This window comes from Roseovarius sp. A46, assembly GCF_004126395.1.
Classification (GTDB): Bacteria; Pseudomonadota; Alphaproteobacteria; order Rhodobacterales; family Rhodobacteraceae; genus Roseovarius; species Roseovarius nitratireducens.
Genome location: NZ_PVWS01000011.1, coordinates 47,330 through 62,337, shown reverse-complemented (window position 1 = coordinate 62,337; position 15,008 = coordinate 47,330). Strand labels below are relative to the sequence as shown.

The window sequence follows — 15,008 nt, the reverse complement described above, 5'->3', positions numbered from 1 at the left end:
ACATCATGGACCGGTTTGACGATATCCCCGAGACCGCGCTCGCCTGGCACCGGGCGGGCAAGGGGGCGGCGATCGCCACCGTGGTCGAGACTTGGGGCAGTGCGCCGCGCCGGGTGGGCAGCCAGTTGGCAATCAGCGGCGAGGGCGAGATCGCGGGCTCGGTCTCGGGCGGCTGCGTTGAGGGCGCGGTGGTGGTCGAGGCGCTGGATGCCATAGAGGCGGGCCGCCCGGAGATGCTCGAATACGGCGTCACCGATGACGACGCTTTTGCCGTGGGGCTCGCCTGCGGCGGTACGATCCGGGTGCTGGTCGAGCCGGTGGGGTCGGTCATGCCCGAGGAGGTGCTGGCCAACCTGGTGCTGGCCCGGGAAGGCCGCGTGCCGGTTGCCTATGTCACCGGCATGACGGCCCGGCGGCGGCTGGAGCGCGAGGGGCACGAGGCGCGATTCCGCATGGACCGCTCGGGCTTCGAGGAGGACGGCGAGACCTTCGTCGCCATCCATAACCCGCCGCTTCGTCTCATTGTCGTGGGGGCCGTGCACATCGCGCAGGCGCTGGTGCCGATGGCGCGGATCGCGGGCTTTGACCCGGTCGTGATCGACCCGCGCGAGAGCTTTGCCTCGGAGGCACGGTTTCCGGGCGAGACGGTTCTGGACGACTGGCCCGACGAGGGCTTGCGAGCGCTGGGGCTGGATGGGCGCACGGCGCTCGTGCTGTTGACGCATGATCCCAAGCTGGACGATCCCGCGCTCGGGGAGGCGCTTCGCTCGGAGGTGTTCTACATAGGTGCCCTGGGCTCCACCCGGACCCATGCCAAGCGGGTGGCGCGGCTGACCGACGCCGGATTTTCCGAGGTCGAGATCGCGCGCATTCACGGCCCCATCGGCCTCGATATCGGGGCGGCGGGGCCGGCGGAGATCGCGGTAAGCATCCTGGCCCAGATGACGCAGGTTCTGAGGAAAGGCACATGAAATTCGGCGCCGTGCCGCTGGATCAGGCAGAGGGTGCGATTCTCGCCCATTCCGAGCAGGTGGCCACGGGGCGGTTGCGCAAGGGGGCGGTGCTTGGCGCAGACGAGATCGCGGCGCTGGCGGCGGCGGGCTATGGCGAGGTGACGGTCGCGCGGCTGGAAGCGGGCGATCTGCACGAGGATGCCGCGGCCGATACGCTGGCGCGCGCGCTGCATGACGGGGCCGACGGGATTGGCCTGAGTTCCCCGTTCACGGGCCGCGTGAACCTGATAGCCGAGGCGCCCGGCGTGATCTGCCTCGACACCGCCGACATCAACGCAGCCAACGCCATCGATTCGATGATCACTGTGGCCACCGTGCCCGACCACCACCAGATCCGCGCGGGCGGCATGATCGCGACGGTCAAGATCATCGCCTATGGCGTGCCGAGTGCGGCGGTGGAGCGCGCGGCGGAGGCGGCGCGCGGTGCTGTGCGATTGGCCACGGCGCGGTATCGCAGCGCCAGCCTCGTCGTGACCGACATTCCCGGCGGGCCGGGAGACAAGGGCGCGGAGGCGATCACCGCACGGGTCACCGGGCTGGGGATGGAGATGGCGGGAACGGCAACCTGCGCCCATGACGCGGTGGCGCTGGCGCGCGCGATCATCGAGGCACCGGGCGAGATCGTGCTCATCCTCACCGCTTCGGCCACCTCGGATGTACGCGACACAGCCCCGCAGGCGCTTCGCCGCGCGGGCGGACGGCTCATCCGATTCGGGCTGCCGGTCGATCCCGGCAACCTGCTGTTTCTGGGTGAGATCGGCGCGCGGCCCGTGATCGGCCTGCCCGGCAGCGCGCGCTCGCCCGTCCTGCACGGGGCCGACTGGGTGCTGGCGCGTGTCGCCTGCGGCCTGCCCTGCGGGGCCGAGGAAATCGCGGCTATGGGGGTGGGCGGGCTGCTCAAGGAAATTCCCACGCGTCCGCAGCCGCGCCGCGGCCCGCGCGGCTGACCGCCGGCGCGCGGTGGGCATGCTCAAGTATCATTTGAGTTTTGCGGAACGGACGCTAGGCTCAGGTCAGGAAGCTACAAACAAAGCAACCGGGAGGAGCCAATGCCAGAGGTCAGCATGACCGTGAACGGCGAGCCGGCGAAAGGCCAGATCGAGGGCCGAACGCTGCTTGTGGATTTCATAAGAGACAATCTCGGCCTGACGGGTACGCATGTGGGCTGTGACACCAGCCAGTGCGGTGCCTGTGTGGTGCATGTGGATGGGCGCGCAGTGAAAGCCTGCACCATCGTTGCCGCCGAGGCGGAGGGTGCCGAGGTGAAAACCATCGAGGGGATGGCCGAACCCGACGGCACGATGCATCCGATCCAGTCCGCGTTCCAGGACCATCACGGGTTGCAATGCGGGTTCTGCACGCCGGGCATGGTAATGTCGGCGGCGGCCCTTCTGGCCGAGAACCCGACGCCGACGGAGGCGGAGATTCGCGACTATCTCGAGGGCAATATCTGCCGCTGCACCGGCTATCACAACATCGTGAAAGCGATCATGGCGGCGAGCGGCCAGGATGTGAGCCGGGTCGCGGCGGAATAGGCGATATCGAGGGGGCGCTGCCCCCGCGCCTGCGGCGCTCCCCCGAAGTATTTCGGGCAAGTTGAATCGCCGCGGGTCAGGGACGGGGGAGACCCCGGAAGATTCAGGGAGGATCGAGACATGCCAAAGGATGGAGGCATCGGTGCCAGCAGCAAGCGGCGCGAGGACGTGCGCTTTCTGACCGGCACGGGAAATTATACCGACGACATCAACCTGCGCGGCCAGGCCTATGTGCATTTCCTGCGGTCGGATGTCGCGCATGGGCGGCTGAACAAGGTCGATACCACCGATGCTGAGGGCACGCCCGGCGTTATCCGGGTCTTTACCGGCGCGGATTTCGAGGGCGTCGGCAGTATCCCCTGCGGCTGGCAGGTTACCGACCGGTTCGGCGAGGTGATGCAGGAGCCGGCGCACCCGGTGCTGGCGCAGGGCAAGGTGCGCCACGTCGGCGACCCCATCGCCGCCGTGGTAGCCGAGACCCGCGAGCAGGCGCGTGACGCCGCGGAGGCGATCGTGCTCGATATCGAGGAATTGCCCGCGGTCGTGGACATGAAGGCGGCGCTGGAGGACGGCGCGACCAAGGTGCATGATGATCTCACCTCGAACCTCTGTTACGACTGGGGCTTCGTCGAGGAGAACAAGGCGGCGGTGAACGAGGCGTTCGACAAGGCAGCGCATGTCACCTCGCTGGAGCTTATCAACAACCGGTTGATCGCCAATCCGATGGAGCCGCGCGTGGCGGTGGGGGATTTCAACCGCTCGACGGGCGATTCGACGCTCTACACCACCAGCCAGAACCCGCATGTGATCCGGCTGCTGATGGGCGCCTTCGTTCTGGGCATCCCCGAGCACAAGCTGCGCGTGGTGGCGCCCGACGTCGGTGGCGGCTTCGGCTCTAAGATTTATCATTATGCCGAGGAGGCGTTCTGCACCTTTGCGGCCAAGGCGCTGAACCGACCCGTGAAGTGGACCTCGACGCGGGGCGAGGCGTTCATGTCCGACGCCCATGGCCGCGACCACGTGACGAAGATCGAACTGGCGCTTGACGCCGACAACAACTTTACGGCCCTACGCACCGATACCCATGCCAACATGGGGGCGTATCTGAGCACCTTTGCGCCCTGTGTGCCGACCTGGCTGCACGGCACGCTGATGGCCGGAAACTACAAGACGCCGCTGATTTACGTGAACGTCAAGGCGGTGTTCACCAATACCGTGCCGGTGGATGCCTATCGCGGCGCCGGGCGGCCCGAGGCGACCTATCAGCTGGAGCGCGTGATCGACAAGGCGGCGCGCGAGTTGGGCGTCGATCCGATCACGCTCAGGCGGCAGAACTTCATCACCGAGTTTCCCTATGCCACGCCCGTGGCGGTGGAATACGACACCGGCGATTATCACGCCACGATGGACAAGCTTGAGGAGATCGCTGACATCAAGGGCTTCGCCGCGCGCCGGGCTGAGAGCGAAAAGCGCGGTAAGCTGCGCGGCCTCGGCGTCAACTGCTATATCGAGGCCTGCGGCATCGCGCCGTCGAACCTCGTCGGCCAGCTTGGTGCGCGTGCGGGCCTCTACGAGAGCGCAACGGTACGCGTTAACGCCACCGGCGGGCTAACCGTTATGACCGGCAGCCACAGCCACGGGCAGGGCCACGAGACCACGTTCGCGCAGGTGATCGCCGAGATGATCGGCATTGACGCCGACCAAGTGGATATCGTGCATGGCGACACCGCCCGCGTACCGATGGGCATGGGCACCTATGGCTCGCGCAGCCTAGCCGTCGGCGGCTCGGCGATGGTGCGCGCCACCGAGAAGATCATCAACAAGGCGCGCAAGATAGCGGCTCACCTGATGGAGGCGTCGGAAGGCGATATCGAGTTGAAGGACGGCCAGTTCACCGTCGCCGGCACCGACAAGTCGGTGGCGTGGGGCGACGTGACGCTGGCGGCCTACGTGCCGCACAACTACCCGCTGGAGGATATCGAGCCGGGGCTGGAGGAGACGGCATTCTACGATCCGGCCAACTTTACCTATCCGGCGGGGGCCTATGCGGCCGAAGTCGAGGTCGATCCCGAGACCGGACGGGTCACCATCGAACGCTTTGCCGCCGCGGACGATTTCGGCAACGTGGTTAACCCGATGATTGTCGAGGGACAGGTGCACGGGGGTCTGGCGCAGGGCATCGGGCAGGCGCTGCTCGAGGGTTGCGCCTATGACGAGAATGGCCAGCTATTGACCGGTAGCTACATGGATTACGCCATGCCGCGCGCGGATGACCTGCCATTCTTCGCCGTCGATCATTCCTGCCAGACGCCGTGTACCCATAACCCGCTGGGCGTGAAGGGCTGTGGCGAGGCCGGTGCAATCGGCAGCCCACCCGCCGTGGTCAACGCGGTCGTGGACGCGCTGCGCTCGGGTGGCAGCAACATCACCCATATCGACATGCCGCTCTCGCCATCGCGGGTGTGGCAGGCGATGCAGGGCTGAGGGAGGACAGATCATGTATGCATTCGAGATAGACCGTCCCACCACTCTGACCGACGCCGTCAAGGCGCTGGGCACCGAGGAGGCGCAAGCGCTGGGCGGTGGGCAGACGCTCATTCCAGCGCTCAAGGCGCGCCTGGCTGCGCCCGCGCGGCTCGTCGCGCTGTCGGGGGTGGACGAGATCAAGGGCATCTGTACCGCCGACGACGGTGCGCTGTGCATCGGTGGGGGCACCAGCCATGCCGACGTAGCGAAGGGCGCGGGAGCCTATCCGGCGCTGGCTAGCCTCGCCGCCAATATTGGCGACCCGGCGGTGCGCAACCGCGGCACGATTGGCGGCAGCCTCGCCAATAATGACCCGTCGGCCTGCTACCCGGCGGCGGTGTTGGCCTCGGGTGCCACGGTGGTGACCACCAACCGGCAGATCGCGGCGGATGACTTCTTTGACGGGATGTTCGCCACGGCGCTGGAGGACGGCGAGATCATCACCGAGGTGCGGTTTCCCGTGCCCGAGAAGGCCAGCTACCAGAAATTCGACCAGCCGGCCTCGCGCTTCGCGCTCGTGGGTGTGTTCGTGGCAAAATACCCGGACGGCGTGCGCGTGGCGGTCACCGGTGCGTCCGAGGATGGCGTGTTCCGCTGGTCCGAAGCCGAGGCTGCGCTCAGCTCCGATTTCTCGGCGGGCGCGGTCGAGGGCCTGAGTCTGTCGGGCGACGGTATGATCTCGGACTTGCACGGCTCGGGCGAGTACCGCGCACATCTCGTAGGCGTGATGACGCGCCGGGCGGTGGCGGCGGCGGGCTGAGGTCCGGTCGCGGAATGGCCAGGTCGAGGGCTGCGTCGAGACAACCGGCGCGGCCTGCCTTCATTCACTGACCGCGCGGTTCGAGCACCGTTACCCCGACCGCTGCCGCCCGCGCGAGACCCTCGTCTAGAGACATCGGGATGTATTCGCCGCGTCTCCAGAGCTGGGCGAGGTCGTCGTAATGGCGGCTCAGGAAATGACCCGACTGGCCGGTGGATGTGATAAACACGCTGCTGTCGGGATCGGCGAAATCGTAGACACCGCGATAGCCAGCCCCGTGGACATTTTGAAAGGGGTCAGGCCCCTCAGCGCCTCGCGTGCGCCCGCGCAGGAGCGTGTTGTCACCGCCCGAGGTCGATTGGCGGATGTTGACGAAATAGCGTAGGAGCGGGACCTCGCCCAGCACCTGATGATCGTGCGTGGCCTGGTGGGCGTCACCCCATCGCAGGCTTTCCAATGACCGGCCATAGCGCTCGGATATCCAGATCAGCGCGTCGTCGAGCGCCATCCGCGCGATGTCAGCGCAGGTCTCGCGTGCGGCTGAGTGCCGGATGTCGCACCACGCTGACGCCCCGTCCACGTCGCGAAACACCCGCTCGATGAACACCGGCTCGGGGTGATCGAAGTCGCGTACAAGTGGCCCGAGATCGTCCTCGATGAGCCGCTTCATCAGTGATCGCATCCATGCCGCGTAGATAAGTGGCTCGGGCAGGTGCTCGTTCATCTCGCCGTTCCAGTCGGCCAGCAGTTCTAGCGCGCGCTGGCGCAGGCGCTCTGGCGTGCCCTCGGGGGCGGCCTCGCCGGTGAACCACAGGTCCGCCCCGATCAGCGGCAGGAGCGAGCGCGCGGTAAAACTTACCGTGTCAAGCTGTGCCTCTATGAAACTGTCGCGCGTATGCACCTCGCGCCGCTGCATCAGCTCGCGCCAACGATGGATACGCTGCGTGTCGCCCCAGTTGTGGCTGACATGCATGGGAAAGGGGCGGTCCACGATTTTGTTGTTGGTATTGCCGAGGATGCCGCCCGAGGGGTCGATGAATTCCGGGTTCGCCGCGGTTGGCAGCATCCCCTGCCAGCGGTTCTCGGCGATCCAGCCGCGCGCGGGCATGCGGCCCTCGCTCTCGTGGCGGGCGTCGCGGCGGGGCATCGCGCCGATGAGCTTGAGCGCGATGCCGGTCTCGTCTGCGACCGTCAGGTTCTGCGAGGGTGCGACGAAGAGTCGTGTGCCTTCCAGCGCCTCGGCGACCGATTGCGCCTGCATCAGCCGCATCGCCGCGGTCATGGTTGTGTCCTCGCCCGAGAGCGCGGTCCAGCTCACAGCCGCCACATGGCCCCGCGGCGTCACCTCGCCGAGGTTGTAGTGGCTGCCGGGCAGGACGGGGCCGTTTTCCGTCCAGCGTAGGGTGAGGGTGACGGGATCAGCGTCCTTGACCTCGACGATCGAGCGCGCGGAGCGAAAGGGAGCCCAGCCATCGGGCGTCAGGTACTGGTTCGGATCATCAGGGTTGAGCCGTTCGATGAATACGTCCTGGTCGTCGAGGTAGGACGAGGTCAGCCCCCAGCCCAGCCGCGCGCTGCGGCCTGTCAGGATGGCGGGTATGCCGGGAATGGTGCCGCCGATCACCCCGCCCGTCTCGAGCTCGAGTCGCGCAAGATACCAGATCGACGGCGCGGAAAAGCCCAGGTGCGGATCGTTGGCCAGCAGTGTGCCGCCCGATGCGGCGCGGTCCGGGGCTGCGGCCCAGGCATTGGACGCCCCTGCGAATGCGCGCTCCTTGAATGGCGAAAGCGGGTGGACCGGGGGCTTGGCCTCCGCCGTGTGGGCAAACTTCGCGCCGGGAACCAGGCTTGCGTAATCTGGTAACGCCGCGATGCCGCCGCCGGGCGCGTCAGGCAGGAGGTCGTCGAGCCGGTTCTCGTCCTCGAGCGCGAGCGAGACGCGGGCGCGCAGCACCTCCTCGCTCAGATGTCCCGACAATTGCACCGCCATCAGCTTGATGAGCGCAATCGAATCGGCAGGCTGCCAGGGGGCCACGGGGGCGTTGAACATGAACTGCTCCGGTGCACCACGCCCCAGCGCCTCGCGGTTGATCTCGGTCAGGCGGGCATTGACCCCGTCGGAATAGGCCTTGAGTGCTGCCAGCGTCTTGGCATCTTGCGCAGCGACCGAGGCCCGCGCGAGATTGTAGAGATCAAAACGCCTCAGCGTGGTGTCGATCTTGACGGTACGCGGCCCGAATACCTCCGACAGCCGTCCCTGCACGGTGCGGCGCATCATGGTCATTTGCCACAGCCGGTCCTGCGCATGGGCATAGCCGAGGCCAAAGAAGGTGTCGGCGTCGGATTCACCGAAGATATGCGGCACGTTTGCATTGTCGCGCACGATCTCGACCGGGTCGGAAACCCCCTCGACGGCGAGCCGCTTGTCATACTCGGGCAGCGAGCGTGCGAGCAGCATGTAGACGATTACCACCGCCGCCAGCGCCAGCGCAACCAGCCCGCCCGCGGCGCGCAACAGCCATTTAAGGATCACCGGCATCGGCGGTGCCTTTCCGAGTTTGTGCTTGCATCCCCGCCGGGGATAGTCAGAAATCCGGGGCGAGACAATGGGCACGCGACAGGAGGAAAGCGACATGGCAAAACTGGCATTTCTTGGATTGGGCGTCATGGGCTACCCGATGGCCGGGCATCTTCAGGCGGCGGACCACGAGGTCTGCGTCTTCAACCGCACTGCCGCCAAGGCCGACAAATGGGTGGCCGAGCATGGCGGACGGTCTGCCGCCACACCGCGCGAGGCGGCGCAGGGCGCCGAATTTGTGATGGCCTGCGTAGGCAACGACGACGACCTGCGCAGCGTCTGCCTGGGAGATGATGGTGCCTTCGCCGGCATGGCGGAGGGCGCGATCTTCGTCGATCACACCACCGTATCGGCGAAGGTCACCCGCGAGCTTTATTCGGCGGCGCAGGCGCGCGGCGTGGGCTTTGTCGATGCGCCGGTCTCCGGCGGGCAGGCGGGGGCCGAGAACGGGCAGCTCTCGATCATGTGCGGCGGCGACGAGGCCGTCTATGCGCGCGCCGAGCCGGTGATGCAGGTCTATGCCAAGCTCTGCCGCCGCATCGGAGAGAGCGGCGCGGGGCAGATGACCAAGATGGCCAACCAGATTGCTATCGCCGGGCTGGTTCAGGGCCTCAGCGAGGCGCTGCATTTCGCAGAGGAGGCAGGGCTCGACGGGCGCGCGGTGGTCGAGGTTATCAGCCAGGGGGCGGCCGGTTCATGGCAGATGTCCAACCGCTACGAGACCATGCTCGATGACAAATGGAACCATGGATTCGCGGTGGACTGGATGCGCAAGGATCTGGGTATCTGCCTCGACACCGCCGACGAGGTGGGTGCGAGCCTGCCGGTTACCGCGCTGGTCGACCAGTTCTACAAGGACGTGCAGAAGATGGGCGGTGGGCGCTGGGACACCTCCAGCCTGTTGGCGCGTCTGCGCAAGCTGGGCTGAGACCCGGCCGCGGTCAGGCGACCTCCCGGTCGCCTGACAGCCATTTGCGCGTGTCGAGCACGTCAAGGACCAGCGACACCGTATCAATGACCAGCAGGATCAGAAGATAGCCCCGGTAAGCGGGAGCGATATCCTGCGCCAGCAACCACGCCACCAGCCCCAGCATCGGTGTCCAGATCGCCACATGCGGCAGCGCCATGAGCTTGGAAAACCCGCGCTCGGCCAGCATGATCGCGCCGTTGAGCAGCATCGCGCCCACCGCCATCGCTGCGACCCACACGCCAGAGGGGTGCGCGACAAAGGTCAGGGAGGCAGCGTTTATTGGCACGAGAATCACCGCCACCCAGAGCTGCACCCAGAGGGGCAGGCGGCGGTAGCTGTGCCAAATCTCGCGGATCATGCGCGCGCTCCCGGCTTCTTCTTGGCAAAAATACTCAGTATCCGCCGCTGCCGCCAGCGGTCAGGCCGTGCGTGGGCGCATCGCTAGCCAGATGAGCGCACCGCCCGCGAGTGTGAGGAACGGCACCATTGCAACGTTGACAGCAGTCCAGCCCGCCTCCGCCGTGCCGCCCGAGCAGTTCATCAGCCCGCCTGAGGCGAGCGAGGCGAAGGTCACGCCGCCGAACACGATGAGGTCGTTCATCCCCTGCACGCGGCCCCGTTCATGGGGCTCGTGCTCTCCTGCGAGCATGGCCGTGGCCCCGATAAAGCCGAAATTCCAGCCTAGTCCCAAGAGGATGAGCGCGGCGTAGAACCTGTCTATCGTTACCCCTGAAAGCGCCACCGCGCCGGCGCCCGCGAGGATGACGAGGCCGGTGGTCACGATCCGTTCCACCCCGAATCGCGCAATCAGGTGGCCGGTGAAGAACGATGGGATATACATTGCCAGCACATGCGCCGACACGATATCGGCGGCGTGGCTGGGCGTGAAGCCGCAGCCCACCACCGCGAGCGGTGTCGAGGTCATCACCAGGTTCATCAGCGAATAGGCCACCGTCGCGCAGATCACCGCCACGGCGATGCGCGGGGTTTTCAGCAATTCGAGCCGCGAGCGTCCGCGCGGCGCGTCATGCGCGGGCACCGGCGGGCGCGGGATGTCGAGCAGCAGGAATAGCAGCGCCCCCACGAGGTTGACCGCGATCACCGCGAGGTAAGTGCCGAGAAACGGAATCACCATGCTCATCGAGGTGAGCTTGACCAGTTGCGGGCCGACGATGGCGCTCAGGAGACCGCCTGCCATCACGTAGGAGATCGCCTTGGGACGGAACGCGTCGCTTGCCGTATCGGCGGCGGCGAAGCGGTAGAAGCCCTGCGCCGACATGTACGTGCCGGTCAGGAAGCTGCCCAGCAGGAAGACCGGGAAGGAGGCGGTATAGAGCCCCCACGCACCCACCGCGGCGCCCACCGCGCCGAAAAGCGCTCCAAGGAAGAAGCCCGTGCGCCGCCCGAAGCGCTGCATCACGTGCGCCATCGGCGTGGCCGACAGCATAGAGCCCAGCACGATGAGCGAGATGGGCAGCGTCGCGAAGCAGGGGTTGGAGGCGAGCGATTGCCCGGCCAGCCCGCCCACCACGAAGATCATCGGCATCTGCGCGCCGAGAACAGCTTGTGCACCCACGAGTACGGCCACGTTGCGGCGCGCACGGCTGTCGTCTTGGGGGAGGGCGGTGTCGGACATGCACGCAGTGCTAGACCGCGGTCGGGGTGGACGCAAGAGGCTGTGCTCAGCCCTCGTGCGGGCGCACGCGGTGGTAGTCGCCGCTGAGATAGGTGAGCGGCTTTTCTCCCGCCACCGCCAGCGCGCGGACCGATCCGATGCAGATGGCGTGGGTGTTGTGCAGCACGTGTTCCATCAGCGCGCAGGAAAAGCTCGTGGCGCGCGGAAGCAGGGGACCGTGCGCCCCGTAGGCGATCTCTAGGTCACGGAATCGGTCCGCCGGGTCGTCGGGCGACGGGCCGGCAAACGCGCGTGCCACGTTTACCGCGTCCTCGGGCAGGACGTTGACGCAGAATGCGCGGTTATCCAGAACCGTGCGCGCGATCCGGCTGTCGGCGCGCAGGCAGACGATGACCGAGGGTGGGTCGGCCGAGAGCGAGGTGAAGGCGCTCACCGTTGCACCCGCGCGCCCCGCCGGCCCGTCGGTCGTTACCACGGTGACGGTCGCCGCGACCTGTCGCATGGCGGCAAGGAAGGCATCGCTGTCCACGACGGCACCGGAAACAGTCACGAGGCTCTCCCTGTCGTTTGCCAAGCATGGGTAGCGGCGAAACGTGCCCCGGTAAAGGCCCGCCCCGGACGGATCAGGTAGCGTGGCCCCGTGTGGTTTCCAAGTGCCGTAACGGCAAGGTCTCGAAAAATGCCATGCGGCGGGGGCTGCCGCCCCCGCCGCGCGTGGCCCGCAGTTACGCGGAGCACAGGCTAGCGCATGATAAGCTCCGGCCCCATGAAGGTATTGGGCAGGACGGTTGACAACCATGGCACGTAGGTGACGATGATCAGGAACACGAAGAGTACGGCGAGGAACGGCAGGGCCGCGCGTACCACCGCCATCATCGGCATCCCCGCCACGCCGGAGGTGACGAAGAGGTTGAGCCCCACCGGCGGCGTGATCATTCCGATTTCCATGTTCACCACCATGATGATGCCGAGGTGAATGGGGTCGATCCCCAGCTCGATCGCGATGGGAAAGACCAGTGGCGCGACGATCACGAGGAGGCCCGAGGGCTCCATGAATTGTCCGCCGATGAGCAGGATGATGTTCACCACGATAAGGAACATCACCGGCCCGAACCCCGCCGAGAGCATGGCGTTGGCGATGGACTGCGGGATCTGCTCGTCGGTCAGGACATGCTTGAGGATGAGAGCGTTGGCGATCACGAACAGGAGCGTTACCGTCAGCTTGCCCGCCTCCAGCAGCGTGCGCTGCGTGTCGGCGTGGAAGAACGCCGTCACGAGTGCCTGAGGCTTGCGCAGTAGCGAGGTGTTGCGTTCCTCACCCTCGGTGGCGAGCGGCCCCATATCCTTGTAGACGAAACAAGCGATGAAGAAGGCGTAGACGGCGGCTACCGCTGCGGCCTCGGTTGGCGTGAAGATGCCACCATAGATACCGCCCAGGATGATCACGATCAGGAATAGGCCCCATGCTGCATCCCGGCCCGAGGCGAAGATCTCGCCCCAGCCCTGCCACTCGCCCTTGGGCATGTTGCGGATGCGTGCCATGATGTAGATCGTCGACATTAGCATCCCGCCCGCCACCAGGCCAGGAATGACCCCGGCGAGAAACATCCGCCCCACCGACACATCCACTGCGGCGGCATAGACCACCATCACGATGGACGGCGGGATCAGGATGCCGAGCGTGCCGGCATTGGCGATGACACCGGCGGCGAATTCGCGAGTATAGCCGACTTGCCGCATTCCCGCGATCACGATGGAGCCGATTGCCACCACAGTCGCTGGCGACGAGCCCGACAGCGCGGCAAACAGCATGCAGGCGAACACACCGGCAATCGCCAGCCCGCCATGCAGGTGCCCCACGCAGGCAATGGAAAAGCGGATAATTCGCTGCGCCACGCCGCCTGTCGTCATAAAGGCCGACGCGAGGATGAAGAACGGGATCGCGAGCAGCGTGAAGTGCCCCTCGAAGGCCGAGAACAGGGTCTGTGCTATCGAGGCGAGCGAGGATTCCGAGAACCACAGAAGGAAAAGCGTCGAGCTGAGCCCCAGCGAGACGGCGATCGGCACGCCGATGAGCAGCAGGCCGATGACCAGTGAAAAGAGAAGTGCGACTTCCATCAGTCCTGTCCTCCGTGCTGCGCGCGGACGCTTTCGAGTTCGTCCTCGACCTCGTGGCTTGCCACCAGCCGGTCTTCACGGCCCTGCCAGATGGCGATCGCCACCTGCGCGAAGCGCAGCGTCAGAAGCAGCATCGACAAAGGCAGCACAACATAAGGGATCGCGCGCGGCACCTTTTCGTATTCCTCGCCGTAGTTGATCCAGTCCTCGACGAACCGCAGAACCTCGGGCATGGGCACGCTCTCGACCTCATACCAGCCCTGCCCGCGGGCGTCGAAATCGAGCCCGGTGGGGAACCAGCGCCCGGTGGTGGGTGGCAGTTCGGCAAACACCGACCAGTAATCCCACGCGCCCTTGAGCAGAAAGAGAGAGAACACGAGACAGCACGCCACCGACACCAGCGCAAGCACGCGGCGTGCGGGTGGGGCCAGCATGTTTAGCACCACATCGACGCCGAGATGGGCGCGTTTCTTGACAGCGTAGGACGCGCCGAGCAACACCAGCCAGGCGAACATGAACACGGTCAGTTCCAGCGCCCAGAGAATATTCGAGTTGAACAGGTAGCGCGCGACGACATTGGCGAAGGTCACCACTGTCATCAGGCCGAGAAGCGCGGCGATCAGCGTCTCCTCGATCCGGTCTACCATGCTGTGACGGGTCTGCATCGTTCCCTCCTCCCCGGAGTACTTGCAAAAGGGGCGGGCCAATCGATTTTGGCCCGCCCCGTAGGCCGCGCGTTCAGGCGCGGCACGCGATCTTACATGCTGGCATTGATCGCCTGGGCCGCGTCGATGTTCTCCTGGCCGACATCGTCCGTGAACTGATTCCAGACCGGCTTCATCGCGTCTACCCAAGCGCTGCGTTGCTCGGGCGTGAGCGTGCGAACCTCGCCGCCGGCGTCGATAACCGCCTGCTTGGCAGCCTGGTTGACCTCGTAGGACTCCTTGTTGCGGGTCTCGGTCACCTCGTCCAAGATCGTCAGGAACTGATCACGTACCTCCGGATCGAGGCTGTCGAGCCAGTCGACGCTGGTTACCACCAGATAGTCGATGATGCCGTGATTGGTTTCGGTCACGCCGTCCTGCACTTCGAAGAACTTCTTGCCGTAGATGTTCGACCAAGTGTTCTCCTGCCCGTCCACGACCCCCTGCTGGAGCGCGCCATAGACCTCGGAGAAGGCCATCTTCTGCGGGTTGGCACCCAGCTGCTCGAACTGTGCCACCAGCACGTCGGATTGCTGTACGCGGAACTTCAGCCCCTCGGCGTCGGAGGGCTCGATCAGCGGTACGTTGGCCGACATCTGCTTCATGCCGTTATGCCAGTAGGCCAGTCCCTGAAGGCCACGGCGCTGCATGGAATCGAGCAGCGCCTGCCCGTTGTCGGAGGCCTGGAAGGCATCGACGGCGTTGATGTCCTTGAACATGAAGGGCAGGTCGAACAGGCGGAACTGCTTGGTGAACTTCTCGAATTTCGAGAGGCTCGGCGCGGCGAGCTGCACGTCGCCCTGAAGCATTGCCTCGAGCACCTTGTTGTCGTTGTAGAGCGTGGAGTTGGGGAACACCTCCATGCACATCGTGCCGTCCATCTCTTCGTTGACGCGCTTTTCCAGCAGCGAGGCGGCGATGCCCTTGGGGTGTTTGTCGGTGTTGGTTACGTGGCTGAACTTGACGACGATCTCGCCGTCGTCGCAGGCGGCCATCGCGGTGGTCGCGCCCGCGGTCAGAGCCAGTGCCGATACGGCAGCGGTCAGGAATTTCATCTTGGGTCTCCTCCCATAGGTTCTGAGTCTTCCACAGCGCCAGTGCGGCGCGGTACGGCCATGGTGGGAGAAACGGGCGTGCCACTCAAGTTTTTGTGCAATTGTCGGGCGCG

13 protein-coding genes are annotated in these 15,008 nt (G+C 65.9%); 6 read left to right on the top strand and 7 right to left on the bottom strand.

What is annotated here, in order from left to right:
* The first annotated feature begins 5 nt into the window (after positions 1–5).
* The 5 genes from C6W92_RS07850 (at position 6) to C6W92_RS07830 (ending at position 5,834) form a co-directional block, all read left to right on the top strand.
* A complete protein-coding gene (locus tag C6W92_RS07850; protein WP_129432449.1) occupies positions 6–971 on the top strand; it encodes an XdhC family protein in 966 nt (321 codons plus the stop codon).
* Positions 968–1,960 carry a molybdopterin-binding protein gene (locus C6W92_RS07845; protein WP_129432448.1) on the top strand — a complete coding sequence of 331 codons (993 nt, stop codon included), beginning with the start codon at positions 968–970 and terminating at the stop codon, positions 1,958–1,960. The genes C6W92_RS07850 and C6W92_RS07845 overlap by 4 nt, the downstream gene beginning before the upstream one ends.
* Before the next feature lie 102 nt (positions 1,961–2,062).
* The gene (locus C6W92_RS07840; protein WP_129432447.1) at positions 2,063–2,548 is read left to right on the top strand and encodes a (2Fe-2S)-binding protein; all 486 of its coding nucleotides are present in this window, start codon (positions 2,063–2,065) and stop codon (positions 2,546–2,548) included.
* Positions 2,549–2,668: 120 nt separating this feature from the next.
* On the top strand, positions 2,669–5,032 hold the full coding sequence (locus C6W92_RS07835; RefSeq protein ID WP_129432446.1) for a xanthine dehydrogenase family protein molybdopterin-binding subunit: 2,364 nt from the start codon (positions 2,669–2,671) through the stop codon (positions 5,030–5,032).
* Positions 5,033–5,045: 13 nt separating this feature from the next.
* Positions 5,046–5,834 (top strand): xanthine dehydrogenase family protein subunit M, encoded by a 789-nt coding sequence (locus C6W92_RS07830; protein ID WP_129432445.1) that lies wholly within the window; start codon positions 5,046–5,048, stop codon positions 5,832–5,834.
* A gap of 64 nt (positions 5,835–5,898) precedes the next feature.
* Here the strand turns inward: C6W92_RS07830 and C6W92_RS07825 are convergent, their stop codons facing one another.
* Entirely contained in the window at positions 5,899–8,373 is a 2,475-nt protein-coding gene (locus C6W92_RS07825; protein WP_129432444.1) for a penicillin acylase family protein, read from the bottom strand.
* A gap of 94 nt (positions 8,374–8,467) precedes the next feature.
* Between C6W92_RS07825 and C6W92_RS07820 the strand changes: the two genes are divergently transcribed.
* Positions 8,468–9,340, top strand: coding sequence for an NAD(P)-dependent oxidoreductase (locus C6W92_RS07820; RefSeq protein ID WP_104019332.1), 873 nt, complete (start codon positions 8,468–8,470; stop codon positions 9,338–9,340).
* Positions 9,341–9,353: 13 nt separating this feature from the next.
* Here the strand turns inward: C6W92_RS07820 and C6W92_RS07815 are convergent, their stop codons facing one another.
* The 6 genes from C6W92_RS07815 to C6W92_RS07790 all read right to left on the bottom strand — a co-directional run bounded on the left by C6W92_RS07815 (position 9,354) and on the right by C6W92_RS07790 (position 14,895).
* Positions 9,354–9,740 (bottom strand): hypothetical protein, encoded by a 387-nt coding sequence (locus C6W92_RS07815; RefSeq protein WP_129432443.1) that lies wholly within the window; start codon positions 9,738–9,740, stop codon positions 9,354–9,356.
* 60 nt (positions 9,741–9,800) lie between these two features.
* Positions 9,801–11,018, bottom strand: a complete 1,218-nt coding sequence (locus tag C6W92_RS07810) for an MFS transporter (RefSeq protein WP_129432442.1) — start codon at positions 11,016–11,018, stop codon at positions 9,801–9,803.
* Positions 11,019–11,064: 46 nt separating this feature from the next.
* The gene (locus C6W92_RS07805; protein WP_347232792.1) at positions 11,065–11,592 is read right to left on the bottom strand and encodes a flavin reductase family protein; all 528 of its coding nucleotides are present in this window, start codon (positions 11,590–11,592) and stop codon (positions 11,065–11,067) included.
* Positions 11,593–11,759: 167 nt separating this feature from the next.
* The gene (locus tag C6W92_RS07800; RefSeq protein WP_129432441.1) at positions 11,760–13,136 is read right to left on the bottom strand and encodes a TRAP transporter large permease; all 1,377 of its coding nucleotides are present in this window, start codon (positions 13,134–13,136) and stop codon (positions 11,760–11,762) included.
* A complete protein-coding gene (locus tag C6W92_RS07795; protein ID WP_129432440.1) occupies positions 13,136–13,801 on the bottom strand; it encodes a TRAP transporter small permease in 666 nt (221 codons plus the stop codon). Before C6W92_RS07795 ends, C6W92_RS07800 begins: the two co-directional genes overlap by 1 nt.
* Positions 13,802–13,893: 92 nt before the next feature.
* On the bottom strand, positions 13,894–14,895 hold the full coding sequence (locus C6W92_RS07790) for a DctP family TRAP transporter solute-binding subunit (protein WP_104019327.1): 1,002 nt from the start codon (positions 14,893–14,895) through the stop codon (positions 13,894–13,896).
* Positions 14,896–15,008: the final 113 nt, after the last annotated feature.